Raw genomic sequence first — 14,167 nt, forward strand, 5'->3', positions numbered from 1 at the left:
AATGAACCATCAAAAGCTTCAACTCGCTGATCTTGCTCGCCTGGTACAAGGCGAGTGTATCGGTCAGGCGGATATGCAACTTAGAGGCTTGGCGAGTCTTGAACATGCTATATCTGAAGATTTAGCATTCGTCAATGCGGATAAATATTTAGAACAGGCTGAGCAAAGTCAGGCTGGCGCTTTAATTGTCACTGCTGAATTAAAAGAACAGCTAACAACCAAGCAAAATTTCATCGTAGTTGCTAACCCGTACCTTGCTTTTGCGATATTGACGCATGTGTTTGAGAAGAAACAAATGCAGCGGGGTATTGAAAGTACTGCTCAGATTCATCCTTCTGCCATGGTCGCAGATGATGCTTACATTGGTCACTATGTGGTGATTGGTGAAAATTGTGTGGTGGGATCGAACACTGTTATTCAATCGCATACACAAATCGATAACCAAGTTGAAATTGGTAATGACTGCTTTATTGATGCGCATGTAACCATTACTGGTGAAGCAAAAATTGGTCATCGTGTCCGTATTCATGCCAATACAGTAATTGGTAGTGAAGGTTTTGGTTTCGCACCTTACCAAGGTAAATGGTATCGTATTGCACAATTAGGCTCAGTTCGTATTGCGGATGATGTTCGTATCGGCTCCAACTGTAGCATCGACCGTGGTGCCTTAGACGATACAATTTTGGAACAAGGTGTCATTATTGATAATCTTGTGCAAATCGCGCATAACGTGCATATTGGTAAAAATACGGCTATTGCTGCAAAATGTGGTATTGCAGGTAGTACGAGCATTGGCAAAAACTGTATCTTAGCAGGTGCTTGTGGTGTCGCTGGACATCTACATATTGCTGATAACGTGACATTAACTGGAATGTCAATGGTGACAAATAACATTACTGAAGCAGGTACTTATTCTTCAGGCATGGGATTATTGCCAAACCAACAATGGAAACGCACGGTGGTTCGCTTGCGACAATTAGCAGATGTGCCATTGACCCAATTGGTGAAACGACTGGATCATATGCAGTCTCAAATAGAGTCCATTGAATCAACATTTAAGTTGCGTAAATAATATGATGACAGAGTCGAATTTGCCTACATTCACGAAACCTGAATTACCAATGAATATTCAACAAATTCGTGAATATCTCCCACATCGTTACCCATTCCTTTTGGTGGATCGTGTTGTTGATATCACTGAAAATGGAATTGTTGGCTACAAAAATGTTTCAATCAATGAAGAATTCCTACAAGGACATTTTCCTGATTACCCAATTATGCCGGGTGTTTTGATTGTTGAGGCATTGGCGCAAGTCGCAGGTATTCTTGGATTCGTCATGAATAATGAAAAACCAACTCCTGGTTCATTGTTTTTATTTGCAGGTGCTGAGAAAGTTAGATTTAAAAAACAAGTGGTTGCAGGCGACCAATTGGTACTAAAAGCTGAATTAGTGATGCAAAAACGTGGCATTTACAAATATAATTGTATCGCCACAGTTGATGGCGTTGTCGCAACCACAGCGGAAATTATGATTTCGCACCAAAAAGTCGAGCAGGCATGAGTAATAATTCCCTAATTCACCCAACTGCCATTATTGATTCATCAGCAGTCATCGCTTCCGATGTTGAAATTGGTCCTTATTGTATTATTGGTCCACAAGTCACCATTGGTGCCGGGACTAAACTTCATTCACATGTGGTTGTGGGTGGGTATACTCGTATTGGCGAACATAACGAAATTTTCCAGTTTGCTAGTGTGGGTGAAGTCTGCCAAGATTTGAAGTATGCTGGCGAAGAAACCTGGCTTGAAATTGGTGATCATAACTCTATACGTGAACATTGTAGTTTACATCGCGGTACTGTTCAGGATCAAAGTCTAACCAAAATTGGTAGTCATAACTTACTGATGGTGAATACGCATATTGCGCATGACTGTATGGTAGGTGATCACAATATCTTTGCCAATAACGTTGGTGTTGCTGGACACGTACATGTGGGTGATTATGTGGTTGTGGGTGGTAACTCAGGTATTCACCAATTCTGTAAAATTGACTCATATAGCATGATTGGCGGCGCTTCGCTGATTCTGAAAGATGTTCCAGCTTATGTGATGGTGTCTGGTAACCCAGCACATGCTTTTGCGATGAACGTTGAAGGCATGCGCCGTAAAGGCTGGTCGAAGAATGTGATCAATGGGCTTCGTGAAGCGTTTAAACTGATTTATAAATCAGGTTTAACGACCAATGAAGCGATTGAGAAAATCCGTAATGAGATTTTGCCTGAAGTAGCAGAAGCAGGGCTGTTAATAGATTCTTTGGAACAGTCAAAACGCGGAATTGTGCGTTAAGACTGATTCATTAAAAAAGACACCTTAGGGTGTCTTTTTTTTGTGCTTTATATGCTTACTTAAAGAATTTGGCTTCCTCAGATTGTGGGTACTTGGCTAAAAGCTTAGTTTTATATTGCGCTGCGATGGTTGGTTTGTTTTCAACATCTTTAGCAATGTTATAGAGTTGATAGACCGAACGAGATGCGCGCGTTGAATTTGGATAACGATCGGCAACGATCGCGTAGTTTTTCTTCGCTTCGTTAAAATTAGGTGGATCAATCGCTAAATAGAACTCAGCTAACCAAAAATAAGCATTGCTGATGTAAACACTATTTGGATTGTTCTTAATAAATGTTTGCATTGGTGCAATGGCTTTCGCTGCACCACCTTTTTTATAGGCATCTAAAGCGACTGTATAGGCAGCCTTTTCCTGCTCGTCAGGCGTTAATGGCGCAGTTTTTTGTGCGCTTGTAGCGGATGTACTTGCAGCTTTGATTGTAGAGTTAGTCGCAGTTGATGTTGACGAGTTATTTGTCGGTGCTTTCGCTGCTGGGAGACGTATCCTGTTGGTTATCCTCCTCATTGTTTGCTGAGTCTGGATCTACTTTTTGTTGCAAAAGTTCTAATCGCTGATCTAAATCTGCATAACGATTGGTTAATTCATTTTTTAATGATTGAATTTCATTATCTTGTTCTTCCATTTTGCCACGTAAGATACGAATATCATTTTCCAGTTGTTGATTTTTTTGCATCAACTGCCAGCTGACATTGGTTTGTATAGGTGTGTCATTACCCACAGGAATCGCTGGTGGGGTGGAAATTGCCACATTATTTTGAGTTGTTGTATTTTGGCTCAAACCACGTGACTCAATAGGTACATTGGCAAATAAAGCCGTGGTTGTAATTGCGGTTAAAGCAAATAAAACATGTTGTTTCAACATCGTTTTTCATTCCATTTGATATGCATTGTTTGCCGATTTGGAGTTAAGGGTAAACATGCTTATTTATAACTGTATTGAGCACATTAAAAACGTCACGCCAAAGAATTGCAACATCCTTTTACAAACATCTTCGTAAAAATAATGGCTCATTTTCGCACTTTACAGTCATAAGTATTCTGTATTGATTTTAAAATAATCAAACGGATAGGGAATTGGAAAAAACAGCCTAAGACTTCTTGCAACTTCATCAAAAATCTCTATACTCTGTTCTTGCAATGGTAGCCCTGCCGGTTACTTCGCAATTACGGTTTACGAACCCCGCCAGGACCGGAAGGTAGCAACGGTAGTAGATTTGTGATGTGCCGAAGCTTTGCTGGTAGGGTTGCCACCATATTTATAATTATAAAAATTTGATTCTTTCCTCATCTTAATTTCTTTATCTCTATCCTACATATCTTGATTTAATCTTTTCATATTATTGTGACTTTGAATCCTATTTGATTTGAGTAGGTCTAAAAGCTCATTATTTTATTTTCGTGACTGCAATTTGACGCATTTAAGCTCATAATTTGTAAATCTAGTTTCTAAATATCGCAAAATAATTAACTAAGATAAGGCAATTTCTAAACCCATATTATTCATCATCAAGTTTACAATTAATCGCTTTGATAATCGCATCCATTTCAAAGCCACGATACATTAAAAAGCGAATTTGCTTAGCTTTAATTTTGGGATCTCTACTAACTTCAACACCATATTTTTTAACTTTAAGTTCGTAAGCTTGTTGCACCCAATCGGTTTCTTTGAGTTCTTCTGCAATTAAAGCCGTATCAATTTTTTTGCTTTTCAGCTTCATTTTGATTTGATTGGGGCCTTTACCCTTACGCTTTTGGCTTGAGAGCATGGTTTCAGCGACACGTTGATCGCTTTGGTAGTTCTCTCGAGAAAGCTCATCGACAAGCTCGAGCACTTCATTGCGGTCTTCCGCATAAAGGCAGAGTTTCTCAATCAGTTCGGCTTTGGCATATTCCTTACGTGTTAGCACCGCAAAGGCATAAGAACGCAAACGAGAGCCTGTCAGGCTCGGTTTTTTCTTTTCTTCAGTCGAATCAGCAAACAAACGCTGTTCGGGATCAAACCCGTTGATTTGAGTTGAAGCGGTACTTTGTTTGGATTGATCATCTTCATCACCAAATTGCTGTTTGATGGCGTCATAATCGAGCAACTTGGTAAATTTTACTTCTGACATTACAGACTCTTTGGTTTTATTAGGCCCATCATAACAAAACGCCCCGAAGGGCGCTGTGTTGGATGTTAATCAATGCTGTAATTGAGCATTAAGCATCAAGTAAATCGGGTTCTTCTTCGTCAGTATCTTCAACAGGAACGGCTTTAGTTAATAACTGTTCGCGAATCAACTTTTCAATAGTTTGAGCAAGCTCAGTATTTTCTTCTAGGTAACGAATGGTATTATTTTTACCTTGACCGATTTTGTCACCTTGATATGAATACCAAGCACCTGCTTTGTGAACAATCTCTTGTTGTACCGCAAGATCGATCAGTTCACCAAGATGGTTCACACCTTTACCGTAAAGAATTTGGAATAGCGCTTCTTTGAAAGGAGGTGCCATTTTGTTCTTCACGACTTTGACTTTGGTTTCTGAACCGACAATTTCATCGCCTTCTTTGACTTGACCAATACGGCGGATATCAAGACGAACAGACGCATAGAATTTCAGTGCGTTACCACCAGTCGTGGTTTCAGGGCTACCAAACATCACACCAATCTTCATACGGATTTGGTTAATGAAGATCACCATACAGTTTGAACGCTTGGCATTACCGGTAATTTTACGTAGTGCTTGGCTCATTAAACGTGCTTGTAGACCCATGTGTGAGTCACCCATTTCGCCTTCAATTTCAGCACGTGGGGTAAGAGCAGCAACAGAGTCGACAACAATCAGGTCAATCGCACCTGAACGTACCAACATGTCTGCAATTTCAAGGGCTTGCTCACCGTGGTCAGGTTGCGACACCAAAAGGTTGTCGATATCTACACCGAGTTTACGCGCATATTGTGGGTCTAGTGCATGTTCGGCATCGATAAACGCGCAAGTACCACCAGCTTTTTGACATTGTGCAATCGCTTGCAATGTCATAGTCGTTTTACCTGATGATTCAGGACCATAAATTTCTACGATACGACCTTTTGGTAAACCACCAATACCGAGCGCGATATCAAGTGTTAAAGAGCCTGTAGAGACAGCTTCAACCGCTTGTACGGTATTGTCACCAAGACGCATTACTGTGTTTTTACCAAATTGTTTTTCAATTTGGCTTAAGGCAGCATTCAGCGCCTTGCTTTTATTATCATCCATCTTACAACCTCAATACGATGTCACAAACTTAGTACTCAAGTGGATGTCTTAAATTAGATCTCGTTCCACATGCGTATAGTGACAGAAAAGTCCTTCATCTTCTATAAATGTCAGGCCGTGTGCGACACATTCTGACGTTCAAATTTAGTCATCATTATACGACCAATGGTCATCAAATAACTGACTATTTTCTTGTCTAAATTTACTGATATCACGACGGTCTTTTTTACTTGGTCGATGATCCGGTCGAGCTAGATTATGCATCTTTCTTTGCGATGCAAGCAATTCTCTTTTTTCTATACTTTCAGGTGTTTCGTCGTAAAGTTGTTGTGCAACTGGCGCAGGACCACGTACATCGGAAAGCGCTTTAATCACCACGGTTTTTTTCTCTAAACCTTGTTGAATCGTGAGCTGCATTCCGACACGCACTTCACGTGAGACTTTAACGCGTTCACCATCAATATGCACCTTACCGCCTTCAATGGCATTTTTGGCAATCGAACGGGTTTTAAAGAAGCGTGCTGCCCAAACCCATTTGTCGATGCGCATACTCAATGCATTTTCAGGTAAATTCGATTTACGCATATTTTTGCTCAACCTCAGTGCGTTCTAAATAAGGGATTAAGTCTGTTAATTGGTCCAACATCGGGTAATTGCAAGTCTCGCGTGGTGGCTTAGCAGAAGAGGGCTGTTGAATTGAAAACAAATTCTTTAAACCATAATTTTTAGCGCCATTGAGGACTTTTTCTGTGTCATCGATAAAATAAACCTTGTCTGCATCAAAGGGGTGTAAGGCATTTAAGCCTTGCCAAAAGCCTTGGAATTCTTTGGCATGACCGATTTGCTCAGAGCTGACAATGACATCAAAATAATCTGCAATGCCTATATGTTCGAGTTTGAACTTGAGTCCTGCACAATCGGCATTGGTCGCAAGCCACATTGGATATCCATTCGCTTTAAGATAATTCAGTAACTCCAAACATTTGGGTCTAAAAGCCACTTTATCTTTATGTTCAATTTGCATGGCTAAAACGTCGACTTCGACTTTAGACGTCCAAAAACGCGATGAGTACCAATTTAAGGTATGATTATGTTCTTGATAAAATGCGTAGAGCGTTGCTTGACTCTGCTCAAGGCTGCAGCCGTGAAGCTTGGCATAGCGGATGGGAAGTAGATCATTCCAAATGAAATCATCATAAGCAAGATCAAGTAAAGTGCCGTCCATATCAAAAATGATGGTCGGTTTTTCTGAGCAATTCGACATATAAGGTGTTCTATGTTTAAAGCAACGACATCACCACAAGATCCCATGATTTTGCAGTTTGTACCCATTTTGACACAAGCCTGTGAAATTTTGCGAGAAGAATATCAGCGATATTGTTCGGGTGAGGCTTTTGACATTGAACGTAAAAGTGATGATTCACCGGTGACCCAAGCGGATTATCGAGTCAACACTTATTTAACCGAAGCACTTGCCAAGATATCAGACCTACCTTTGCTTTCAGAAGAAGGTCGTGAAAATGATCGCCAGCATTGGCAAAAGTTTTGGTTGCTTGATCCTTTAGACGGCACCAAAGAGTTTTTGCACAAGCGTCCTGAATTCACCATTAATTTAAGTCTTGTGGAGGGCAGTCAAACCACATTTGCGATCTTAGCCATTCCTGCGCAGAAACTGATTTATTTTTGTCCGCTTCAAGGAATGCCACTCAAATACGATTATCAGCAGCAACAATGGTCAAGTTATGAAACTATTGAAAAAGATCAGGTCTATGTTGGCTTAAGTCAAAGCAGTCAGAAGAAACCCAAATATCAGCAGTACTTAGATGCTTTAGAGAAAATTACGCCATACCAAGAGTTTAAAGCAGGCAGTGCCTATAAATTTTGCATGATGCTTGAAGATCAGGTCGATATTTATCCGCGTTTTCATCCAACGTGTGAATGGGATACCAGTGCAGGTCAATGTATGATCGAACGCATTGGCGGAGGATTGGTTGATTTTAAAGGACGCCCATTTACTTATAATCAGCGAGAAAGCGTATTGAATGGCGGATTTATCGCATTTAAGAATTTACAAATGAAAAAGATTGCCTTGCAAGCCCTTGCTGAAATGCACGTAGAGCATTGAGCTAAAAATTCAGCATGTTATAGTGGCAGAGAGTCTTTGATAAATGACAGTTGGCTTTTGACGTGGCATTGAACCTGCTTCCCCCAAGTATGCTTAAAGCAATCGATCTGTTACCAGATCCTAAAACGCCTGTGACGCTTTTTACCCGTCATTCTATTCGTGAGGATGTTAAAGGTCAGGGCTTAGCAGGTTATGATCTGCAATTGACGGTGCCAGGTCGTGAATTGGCACAGGAATGGGGAACATACCTCGTTGAAAATACTGATCGTGTGATTCAGCACTGTATATCTAGTCCAATTCAGCGTTGTGTAGATACTGCAGCACTAATGATTGATGGAGCAGATGCGGTTACAGTTCAGCCGAATACCCATGATATTAAGATTGTTGAGCAGGGCTTGTTGGTGGAGCCGGGAAGCTTTGTGCTTGATATTAAGCAAGCAGGACCATATTTTGCCAAACAGGGCGCATTGGGTTTTATTAATAGCTTTGTAAATAATGCTTTACCAGGCATGAAACACCCCATCAGTGGCGTTGTAGATGTACTTGAGCTGATTTATAACACCCATCCAAGCAATGAAGCAGGACTCAGCCTTGCGGTCAGTCACGATACGATTCTTGCTGCGATGATTGCAGTGATGTCAGGCAGACAAACCATCAGCCGTGAAGATTGGCCGAAAATGATGGAAGGGCTGTTTGTTTGGTTTGAAGGTGATGTTTTTGCGGAATGCCAACTCAAATGGATTTGGCGCGGTGAAGTGCACAGTTTAAGCATTGCGGAATTTCAACAAATAGATGATCTCAGAAAAATTTAATCAATGATTTTATAATGTAATAAAAGTTTCGCTACAAAAGTTTGCTTGAAGCATTCTTCTGAATAACCTATTTCTAGTTATGAGTATTTCAATGATCTTAGGATGGGATTGATGATGAGTGCAAATGAGCAAACACATACGCCAGCAAAAGAATCTAACGACGATAAAGGTAATCAAGACAGCTTTAAGAATTCAACACCTGTGAAAAAGCCCAATGAGCAACCTGAAAATCCAGCTAAAGAGCAGAAGTAATATTAAATGACTTGATGAATCTGAAAGTGAAGAAGTTATTTCGAAATTTTTATAAAATGATAGACATAAAAAAAGCCCTAAAAGGGCTTTTTTCATTGCAACAAATTATTTAGCTAATGCTTTAACTTGTGCGTTTAAACGGCTCTTATGACGAGCTGCTTTGTTTTTATGGATGATGCCTTTGTCAGCCATACGGTCAAGAACTGGAACCGCAGTTTTGTAAGCTTCAGAAGCAACAGCATAATCACCAGCAGCAATAGCAGCTACTGTGCGTTTAAGATATGTACGAACCATAGAACGCAAGCTTGCGTTGTGTTTGCGTGCTTTAACGTTTTGACGAGCACGTTTTTTTGCTTGAGCAGAGTTTGCCACTCGTGCACTCCTTGAAATAGATTGGTCTGGGCGGGCTGAAACTCAACTGAAAACCACATCAGAAGAACTATCACCAGCCCGTAAACAAGTGCCATATTTTGATTAAAGTGAGTGCTTAAGTCAAGTCTTGACATGCTTTGACAACATTTTAGTTGCAGAAAAATCCTAAAGAAAACGTTAGATTAGTATGCAAGCCACTATATTGTATAAAAAATGACTTATTCTATCGAAAGTGCCATTGTTATCGGGGCGACAGGTTTGGTCGGTAAAACTCTGATTAAAGCCCTACAAAATGAAAGACAATGCGAAAAAATTACAGCCATTGTTCGAAACTATTCCAATGAACTGGCTCAGTATCCCAAGGTACGACAATTTGTCCTTGAAGATTTCCTAATGTTGAATGATGAAGATCTCTTTGGTCATACTCATGCATTCAGCTGCTTAGGTTCAACCCTAAAAAAGGCAGGATCAAAAGAGCAATTCTATAATATTGATTATGTGATTAATGCACATTTTGCAGAGCTAGTACAACAAAGCGGTGCACATTACTTACTGCTCAGTGCTTTTGGGGCGAATGATCAATCCCTTTTCTTCTATAACCGTGTTAAAGGTGAGCTTGAGGCGTATATCAAAAGCTTAAGTGTAAACAAGGTCAGTATTATCCGGCCGTCTTTACTGTTAGGACAGCGTTCAGAGAAGCGACGCTTAGAAGATGCAACACAGAAACTTTATCAACGATTTTCGCATTTGGTACCTAATACATTTAAATATAAGCCAGTGACAGCGGAGCAAGTGGCTCATACTATGGTCGATGCAGCGCTGAATCAGACGCTCAAATTTCAAACCTATGATAATTTAGCCATACAAAAAATATGAAAGAGGGTAAAAATCGTGTCGACTACAGCATTTGTGACCTGTGATTTATTAGATGATCATCCTGATCTAGCTTTACAAGTCGTGACACCATGTTTGGATGGTAAGTTTTTTAAAAGTTATGGCGCACGTAAAAGTTTTGCGGGTCAAATTGTCACAGTAAAATGTTTTGAAGATAACTCACGCGTTAAAGAGCTATTAGCGACTGACGGTACAGGCAAAGTCCTTGTTGTGGATGGTGGTGCTTCAATGCGCTGTGCGCTTATGGGCGATATGATTGCTGAATCGGCAGTGAAAAATCATTGGAATGGCGTGATTATTTACGGCTGTGTACGTGATGTAGATGCTATTGCTGAGTTGGATTTGGGGGTACATGCACTTGCTGCCATTCCTCAAAAAAGTAACCGTAAAGGTTTAGGTGAAGTAGACATCGATTTGCACTTTGGTGGTGTGGTGTTTAAGTCTGGTGAATACGTCTACGCGGATAATAATGGCATTGTATTGTCACAACAGAATTTATTGGCTCAATAGCCTGTAAAGCTGAGTGACTAATGACTGGCATATATATGAGATATATGCCTTTAAAAACAAAAAAAGAAAGGACATGAGTATGCTGATACATCAAGTGAAAGTGATTCAAGCGCTCGCTTCAGCGGTTGTAGAAGGCGGTCGTGGTACAACAGGCACAGCACATCCACAGCAGCCCGAGAAGTCGCTTAAGCTCTATGAGTTTGAAGGTTCGCCGTTTTGTCGACGTGTACGTGAAGTGATGACCTTATTGAACTTGGATTATGAAGTTTATCCATGTCCTAAAGGTGGACAGAAATTTCGTCCTATGGTGAAAGCATTGGGCGGAAAGACTCAATTTCCATTTTTGGTTGATGAAAACACAAATACTCAGTTGCATGAGTCGCAGGATATTATCCATTACTTGTTTAAACATTATGGTAAATCAGGTCATATCCCGAAAAAATATGCCCATTATCCTAAAGTGCCTTATGTGGCATTGGCAGGGACATTAATTAATGGTGCTCGTGGCGTATGGGTGAATAAGAAAATTATCAATCGACCTGCACCTGAACAATTAATAGAGCTGTGGGGCTTTGAAGCAAGTCCTTATACCCGTATCGTGCGTGCGACATTGACCGAACTTGAACTGCCTTTTATTTTTCATAATGTGGCAAAGGAACGTTGGCAAGATCAGGGTCTAGCAAAACTACGTTTGAAACCTGGAAAATATCAACCGCTGCAAGGTGGTAAACGCGAACAAGTATTAAAAGTCATGGGCGATAATATTCAAGTACCGTATTTAGTCGATCCAAATACTGATACCAAGATGTTTGAATCTAAAGATATCGTCGATTACCTGCACAAACAGTATGGCTAAGCAGTCTATTATTTAAAGTGTCATCTGTAGCTGATTATGTAGATTGGCTGCAGGATCTAAAAATAAAAAACCTTTAAAGCATGATTTTTATTATAAGTTTGGTTATATTTTAAGATTATATTTTAGCCTGATTGGGCTTTGGGGCATTTTATGACAACGCAAGATTTGGTATTGCCGATACCGGTACTCGTAGTTGAAGATGATCCTATCATTCAGACACGCTTAAAATTAATTCTTTTAGAGTTGGGGTATACCGAGGAAACGCTATTTTTTGCCTCGAGTGTGGCTCAAGCCAATCAAATCTTAGAACAGCAATATGTGTCATTGGCTTTAATTGACTTAGGGCTACCCGATGGTAATGGCATCAGTATTATTCAACGTATTCGTGAGCAAGAATCGCATACTTTAATCTTGGTGATCTCTGCTTGGAGTACACAGGGCAGCCTATCTTAAAGTGAAAGAGGACTCCACCCGACAGTCAGGGTGGAGGTGAATTTCAAGGATTTTAACCTTGTTGGTTTTCAATGTATTTTTTAATAATATCCAAAGGTGCGCCACCACAAGACCCTGCAAAATATGAGCGTGACCACAAAACAGGTTTTGCATAACTACCACGTAAATCCAAAAACTCATTTCTCATTCTTCTGCTTGTTACTGATTTTAAGTTATTTACCAATTTACTGAGTTGAACTGTCGGTGGGTACTGAATAAGCATATGAACATGGTCAGCTTCACCATTACACTCCTTTAATTCCGCATCAAACTCTTTGCAGATTTCAGATGCACACTCAATAAAATACTTATAGAATTTTCTTTCTGTACTTAGTAATAAACACTAAATGTACATGCAAATTAAAGGCTGAATGTCGGTTTTTATATATTTCTGTCATTGGTGAATGGCTTAATTAGTGGTAGTATTTATACATATTAATACATACACACTCATTTATGAAAATCAACAAAGCGTACAAATTTAGGCTTGAGCCTAATGCAGAACAGGAGCTTGTTTTAAACAAGTTGCTTGGTTCTGCACGTTTTGTTTGGAATCAGATATTGGCTACATCATTCGAGATGCTTGCTAATAATGAGCGAATTAACAAAGTTAATTTAGTTAATAAAATCCCTGAATTACGCAAAAAGCCTGAGTGTGCTTTTTTAGAAAACAGTTCAAATGGTGTCTCACTTCAACAAAAAGTTCGTGATCTTGGTGATGCTTGGGGTAAATTCTTCGATAAAAAAGAACAAGCCAAGCTAAAGCAAAAACCATTCAAAGCTAAGAAGCCAAAATTTTTTAAATTACCCGATGGTAATGAAATTCAACTTAGACCACTCATGCCACGATTCAAGAAAAAATCAGATGGTTATGATTCAATTCGTATTGTTCAATTTAATAGGTATTGTTGGGTTAAAGGCAACCAAGTTAAATTGCCTAGTGATATTGGCGTTGTAAAATTTAGAAAATCACAAGATATTTTAGGCGAGATTAAGAACGTCACAATCTCAAAGCATGTTGGCAAGTGGTATATCTCTTTTGGTGTTGAAAACACAATTGAAACACCAATTCACCCATCTAAATCAGCTATTGGTGTTGATCTTGGCATCAAGAAATTGGTCACAACCTCTAATGGTCAGGTATTCAACCCGATCAATAGTTTTAAAGCCAATCAAGTGAAATTAGCTAGACTTCAACGCAAGTTGAAAAAGAAAATCAAGTTCAGTGAAAATTGGAAAAAACTTAATTTAAAAGTTAACAAACTACATCATCATATTGCCAATATTCGGCATGACTACTTGCACAAAGTCACTACAACTCTCAGCAAAAACCACGCAATGATCGTAGTTGAGGACTTAAAAGTAGCTAATATGTCGAAGTCTGCAAAAGGCTCAATTGAGAAAAAAGGAAAGAATGTTAAAGCCAAATCAGGCTTAAACAAATCAATCCTAGATCAAGGGTGGTCAATGCTTGTTGATATGTTGGAGTATAAGCAACAATGGCGAGGTGGCTTACTTGTTAAAGTTGACCCTAAATATACAAGTCAGACTTGTAGTTCATGTGGTCATGTTGCAAAAGAAAATAGGCTCACTCAGGCAAACTTTAACTGTATTGAGTGTGGTTTTAGCGAGAATGCGGATATAAATGCTTCTCGCAATATTTTGGCGGTGGGACACACCGTTTTGTCTGTGGAGGGTGGATGCGGTAAAGGTCGCCTTGTGAAGCAGAAAGCAAGCGAAATCCGTGAGGGAGTCGCCTAAGAGCTTTTGCTTTTAGAATCCTCCACTTGAGCTAGTCGAAAGTGGTGGGAGTGTGTCAATTAAAGCGATTAAAGCGGGTGCAACAGGTTATGTACTGAAAGAACGAGACGATACAGAAGTCAGTCTTGCAATTCGTAGTATATTACGCGGTGGTGCACCGATTGATCCTTTTATTGCGCAAGAAATTTTAAAGCAAATCTCACAAACACCGGAACAACCAGCGCAAGAAAGTTCAAATCAAAATAGCGAGCACGAAACACTAACCAATCGTGAAAAAGAGATTCTCACTTTAGTCTCGCAAGGTTTGAGCAATCGTGAAATCGCAGATCAATTATTTTTATCGCGTTATACCGTTGAAAGTCATATTAAACATATCTATCGAAAATTGGCTGTGACTAAGCGTACAAAAGCGGTCAGTGCAGCTCGTTCTTTAGGAATTCTATAG

16 protein-coding genes, 1 other RNA gene and 3 pseudogenes are annotated in these 14,167 nt (G+C 39.7%); 13 read left to right on the top strand and 7 right to left on the bottom strand.

The genetic code is table 11. The features are described 5' to 3' along the window. Window position 1 precedes the first annotated feature (1 nt). The 3 genes from lpxD to lpxA are packed head-to-tail and all read left to right on the top strand — an operon-like array spanning window position 2 to window position 2,347. The gene (gene lpxD / locus A3K93_RS05285; RefSeq protein ID WP_067729581.1) at window positions 2-1,072 is read left to right on the top strand and encodes a UDP-3-O-(3-hydroxymyristoyl)glucosamine N-acyltransferase; all 1,071 of its coding nucleotides are present in this window, start codon (window positions 2-4) and stop codon (window positions 1,070-1,072) included. 4 nt (window positions 1,073-1,076) lie between these two features. Beyond that, window positions 1,077-1,562 carry a 3-hydroxyacyl-ACP dehydratase FabZ gene (fabZ, locus tag A3K93_RS05290; RefSeq protein ID WP_171255092.1) on the top strand — a complete coding sequence of 162 codons (486 nt, stop codon included), beginning with the start codon at window positions 1,077-1,079 and terminating at the stop codon, window positions 1,560-1,562. Beyond that, on the top strand, window positions 1,559-2,347 hold the full coding sequence (gene lpxA, locus A3K93_RS05295; protein ID WP_067729585.1) for an acyl-ACP--UDP-N-acetylglucosamine O-acyltransferase: 789 nt from the start codon (window positions 1,559-1,561) through the stop codon (window positions 2,345-2,347). The genes fabZ and lpxA overlap by 4 nt, the downstream gene beginning before the upstream one ends. Window positions 2,348-2,402: 55 nt before the next feature. Here lpxA and A3K93_RS05300 read toward each other — a convergent pair. Further along, window positions 2,403-3,270, bottom strand: a pseudogene (locus A3K93_RS05300) (YbgF trimerization domain-containing protein). Window positions 3,271-3,555: 285 nt separating this feature from the next. On the opposite strand from A3K93_RS05300, the gene ffs reads away from it, so the two are divergent. Continuing rightward, window positions 3,556-3,652, top strand: an RNA gene (gene ffs, locus A3K93_RS05305) — signal recognition particle sRNA small type. A gap of 252 nt (window positions 3,653-3,904) precedes the next feature. On the opposite strand, the gene A3K93_RS05310 is transcribed toward ffs, so the two are convergent. The 4 genes from A3K93_RS05310 to A3K93_RS05325 all read right to left on the bottom strand — a co-directional run bounded on the left by A3K93_RS05310 (window position 3,905) and on the right by A3K93_RS05325 (window position 6,912). After that, a complete protein-coding gene (locus A3K93_RS05310; RefSeq protein WP_067729588.1) occupies window positions 3,905-4,519 on the bottom strand; it encodes a regulatory protein RecX in 615 nt (204 codons plus the stop codon). 88 nt (window positions 4,520-4,607) lie between these two features. Then, on the bottom strand, window positions 4,608-5,648 hold the full coding sequence (recA, locus tag A3K93_RS05315) for a recombinase RecA (protein WP_067729590.1): 1,041 nt from the start codon (window positions 5,646-5,648) through the stop codon (window positions 4,608-4,610). 144 nt (window positions 5,649-5,792) lie between these two features. Further along, complete coding sequence (locus A3K93_RS05320) at window positions 5,793-6,233, bottom strand: RNA-binding S4 domain-containing protein (RefSeq protein WP_067729592.1); 441 nt, start codon at window positions 6,231-6,233, stop codon at window positions 5,793-5,795. Then, window positions 6,226-6,912 carry an HAD-IA family hydrolase gene (locus tag A3K93_RS05325; RefSeq protein ID WP_067729594.1) on the bottom strand — a complete coding sequence of 229 codons (687 nt, stop codon included), beginning with the start codon at window positions 6,910-6,912 and terminating at the stop codon, window positions 6,226-6,228. Before A3K93_RS05325 ends, A3K93_RS05320 begins: the two co-directional genes overlap by 8 nt. 12 nt (window positions 6,913-6,924) lie before the next feature. Here A3K93_RS05325 and A3K93_RS05330 point away from each other — a divergent pair, with 12 nt between their 5' ends. The 3 genes from A3K93_RS05330 (at window position 6,925) to A3K93_RS14955 (ending at window position 8,837) form a co-directional block, all read left to right on the top strand. Then, the gene (locus tag A3K93_RS05330) at window positions 6,925-7,773 is read left to right on the top strand and encodes a 3'(2'),5'-bisphosphate nucleotidase CysQ family protein (protein WP_067729596.1); all 849 of its coding nucleotides are present in this window, start codon (window positions 6,925-6,927) and stop codon (window positions 7,771-7,773) included. Window positions 7,774-7,835: 62 nt separating this feature from the next. Continuing rightward, on the top strand, window positions 7,836-8,585 hold the full coding sequence (locus tag A3K93_RS05335) for a histidine phosphatase family protein (RefSeq protein ID WP_067731677.1): 750 nt from the start codon (window positions 7,836-7,838) through the stop codon (window positions 8,583-8,585). 111 nt (window positions 8,586-8,696) lie between these two features. Beyond that, entirely contained in the window at window positions 8,697-8,837 is a 141-nt protein-coding gene (locus A3K93_RS14955; RefSeq protein ID WP_171255054.1) for a hypothetical protein, read from the top strand. A gap of 105 nt (window positions 8,838-8,942) precedes the next feature. Here A3K93_RS14955 and rpsT read toward each other — a convergent pair whose 3' ends face one another. After that, the gene (gene rpsT, locus A3K93_RS05340; RefSeq protein ID WP_067729598.1) at window positions 8,943-9,209 is read right to left on the bottom strand and encodes a 30S ribosomal protein S20; all 267 of its coding nucleotides are present in this window, start codon (window positions 9,207-9,209) and stop codon (window positions 8,943-8,945) included. 213 nt (window positions 9,210-9,422) lie between these two features. Between rpsT and A3K93_RS05345 the strand changes: the two genes are divergently transcribed. The 4 genes from A3K93_RS05345 to A3K93_RS05360 all read left to right on the top strand — a co-directional run bounded on the left by A3K93_RS05345 (window position 9,423) and on the right by A3K93_RS05360 (window position 11,922). Then, window positions 9,423-10,085, top strand: coding sequence for an NAD(P)H-binding protein (locus tag A3K93_RS05345; RefSeq protein ID WP_067729600.1), 663 nt, complete (start codon window positions 9,423-9,425; stop codon window positions 10,083-10,085). Between the two features lie 15 nt (window positions 10,086-10,100). Next, entirely contained in the window at window positions 10,101-10,613 is a 513-nt protein-coding gene (rraA, locus tag A3K93_RS05350; protein WP_067729602.1) for a ribonuclease E activity regulator RraA, read from the top strand. 79 nt (window positions 10,614-10,692) lie between these two features. Beyond that, window positions 10,693-11,469 (top strand): glutathione S-transferase N-terminal domain-containing protein, encoded by a 777-nt coding sequence (locus tag A3K93_RS05355; RefSeq protein WP_067729604.1) that lies wholly within the window; start codon window positions 10,693-10,695, stop codon window positions 11,467-11,469. Between the two features lie 150 nt (window positions 11,470-11,619). Further along, window positions 11,620-11,922, top strand: a complete 303-nt coding sequence (locus tag A3K93_RS05360) for a response regulator (protein ID WP_067729606.1) — start codon at window positions 11,620-11,622, stop codon at window positions 11,920-11,922. A gap of 52 nt (window positions 11,923-11,974) precedes the next feature. Here A3K93_RS05360 and tnpA read toward each other — a convergent pair. Then, a pseudogene (tnpA, locus tag A3K93_RS05365) lies at window positions 11,975-12,359 on the bottom strand (IS200/IS605 family transposase). 58 nt (window positions 12,360-12,417) lie between these two features. Between tnpA and A3K93_RS05370 the strand changes: the two are divergent. Next, window positions 12,418-13,722, top strand: coding sequence for an RNA-guided endonuclease InsQ/TnpB family protein (locus A3K93_RS05370; protein WP_067729609.1), 1,305 nt, complete (start codon window positions 12,418-12,420; stop codon window positions 13,720-13,722). A gap of 64 nt (window positions 13,723-13,786) precedes the next feature. Next, window positions 13,787-14,167 (top strand): annotated as a pseudogene (locus A3K93_RS05375) (response regulator transcription factor); the annotation flags it as partial.

The sequence above is a fragment of the Acinetobacter sp. NCu2D-2 genome (assembly GCF_001647675.1).
Taxonomy (GTDB): Bacteria; Pseudomonadota; Gammaproteobacteria; order Pseudomonadales; family Moraxellaceae; genus Acinetobacter.

Coding starts and splice junctions, on each gene's coding strand:
- A3K93_RS05355 (WP_067729604.1), top strand. CDS start 10,693: ATGCTGATACATCAAGTGAAAGTGATTCAAGCGCTCGCTTCAGCGGTT.
- A3K93_RS05345 (WP_067729600.1), top strand. CDS start 9,423: ATGACTTATTCTATCGAAAGTGCCATTGTTATCGGGGCGACAGGTTTG.
- A3K93_RS05330 (WP_067729596.1), top strand. CDS start 6,925: ATGTTTAAAGCAACGACATCACCACAAGATCCCATGATTTTGCAGTTT.
- A3K93_RS05370 (WP_067729609.1), top strand. CDS start 12,418: ATGAAAATCAACAAAGCGTACAAATTTAGGCTTGAGCCTAATGCAGAA.
- A3K93_RS05320 (WP_067729592.1), bottom strand. CDS start 6,233: ATGCGTAAATCGAATTTACCTGAAAATGCATTGAGTATGCGCATCGAC.
- lpxA (WP_067729585.1), top strand. CDS start 1,559: ATGAGTAATAATTCCCTAATTCACCCAACTGCCATTATTGATTCATCA.
- A3K93_RS05310 (WP_067729588.1), bottom strand. CDS start 4,519: ATGTCAGAAGTAAAATTTACCAAGTTGCTCGATTATGACGCCATCAAA.
- fabZ (WP_171255092.1), top strand. CDS start 1,077: ATGACAGAGTCGAATTTGCCTACATTCACGAAACCTGAATTACCAATG.
- lpxD (WP_067729581.1), top strand. CDS start 2: ATGAACCATCAAAAGCTTCAACTCGCTGATCTTGCTCGCCTGGTACAA.
- A3K93_RS05325 (WP_067729594.1), bottom strand. CDS start 6,912: ATGTCGAATTGCTCAGAAAAACCGACCATCATTTTTGATATGGACGGC.
- recA (WP_067729590.1), bottom strand. CDS start 5,648: ATGGATGATAATAAAAGCAAGGCGCTGAATGCTGCCTTAAGCCAAATT.
- A3K93_RS14955 (WP_171255054.1), top strand. CDS start 8,697: ATGATGAGTGCAAATGAGCAAACACATACGCCAGCAAAAGAATCTAAC.
- A3K93_RS05360 (WP_067729606.1), top strand. CDS start 11,620: ATGACAACGCAAGATTTGGTATTGCCGATACCGGTACTCGTAGTTGAA.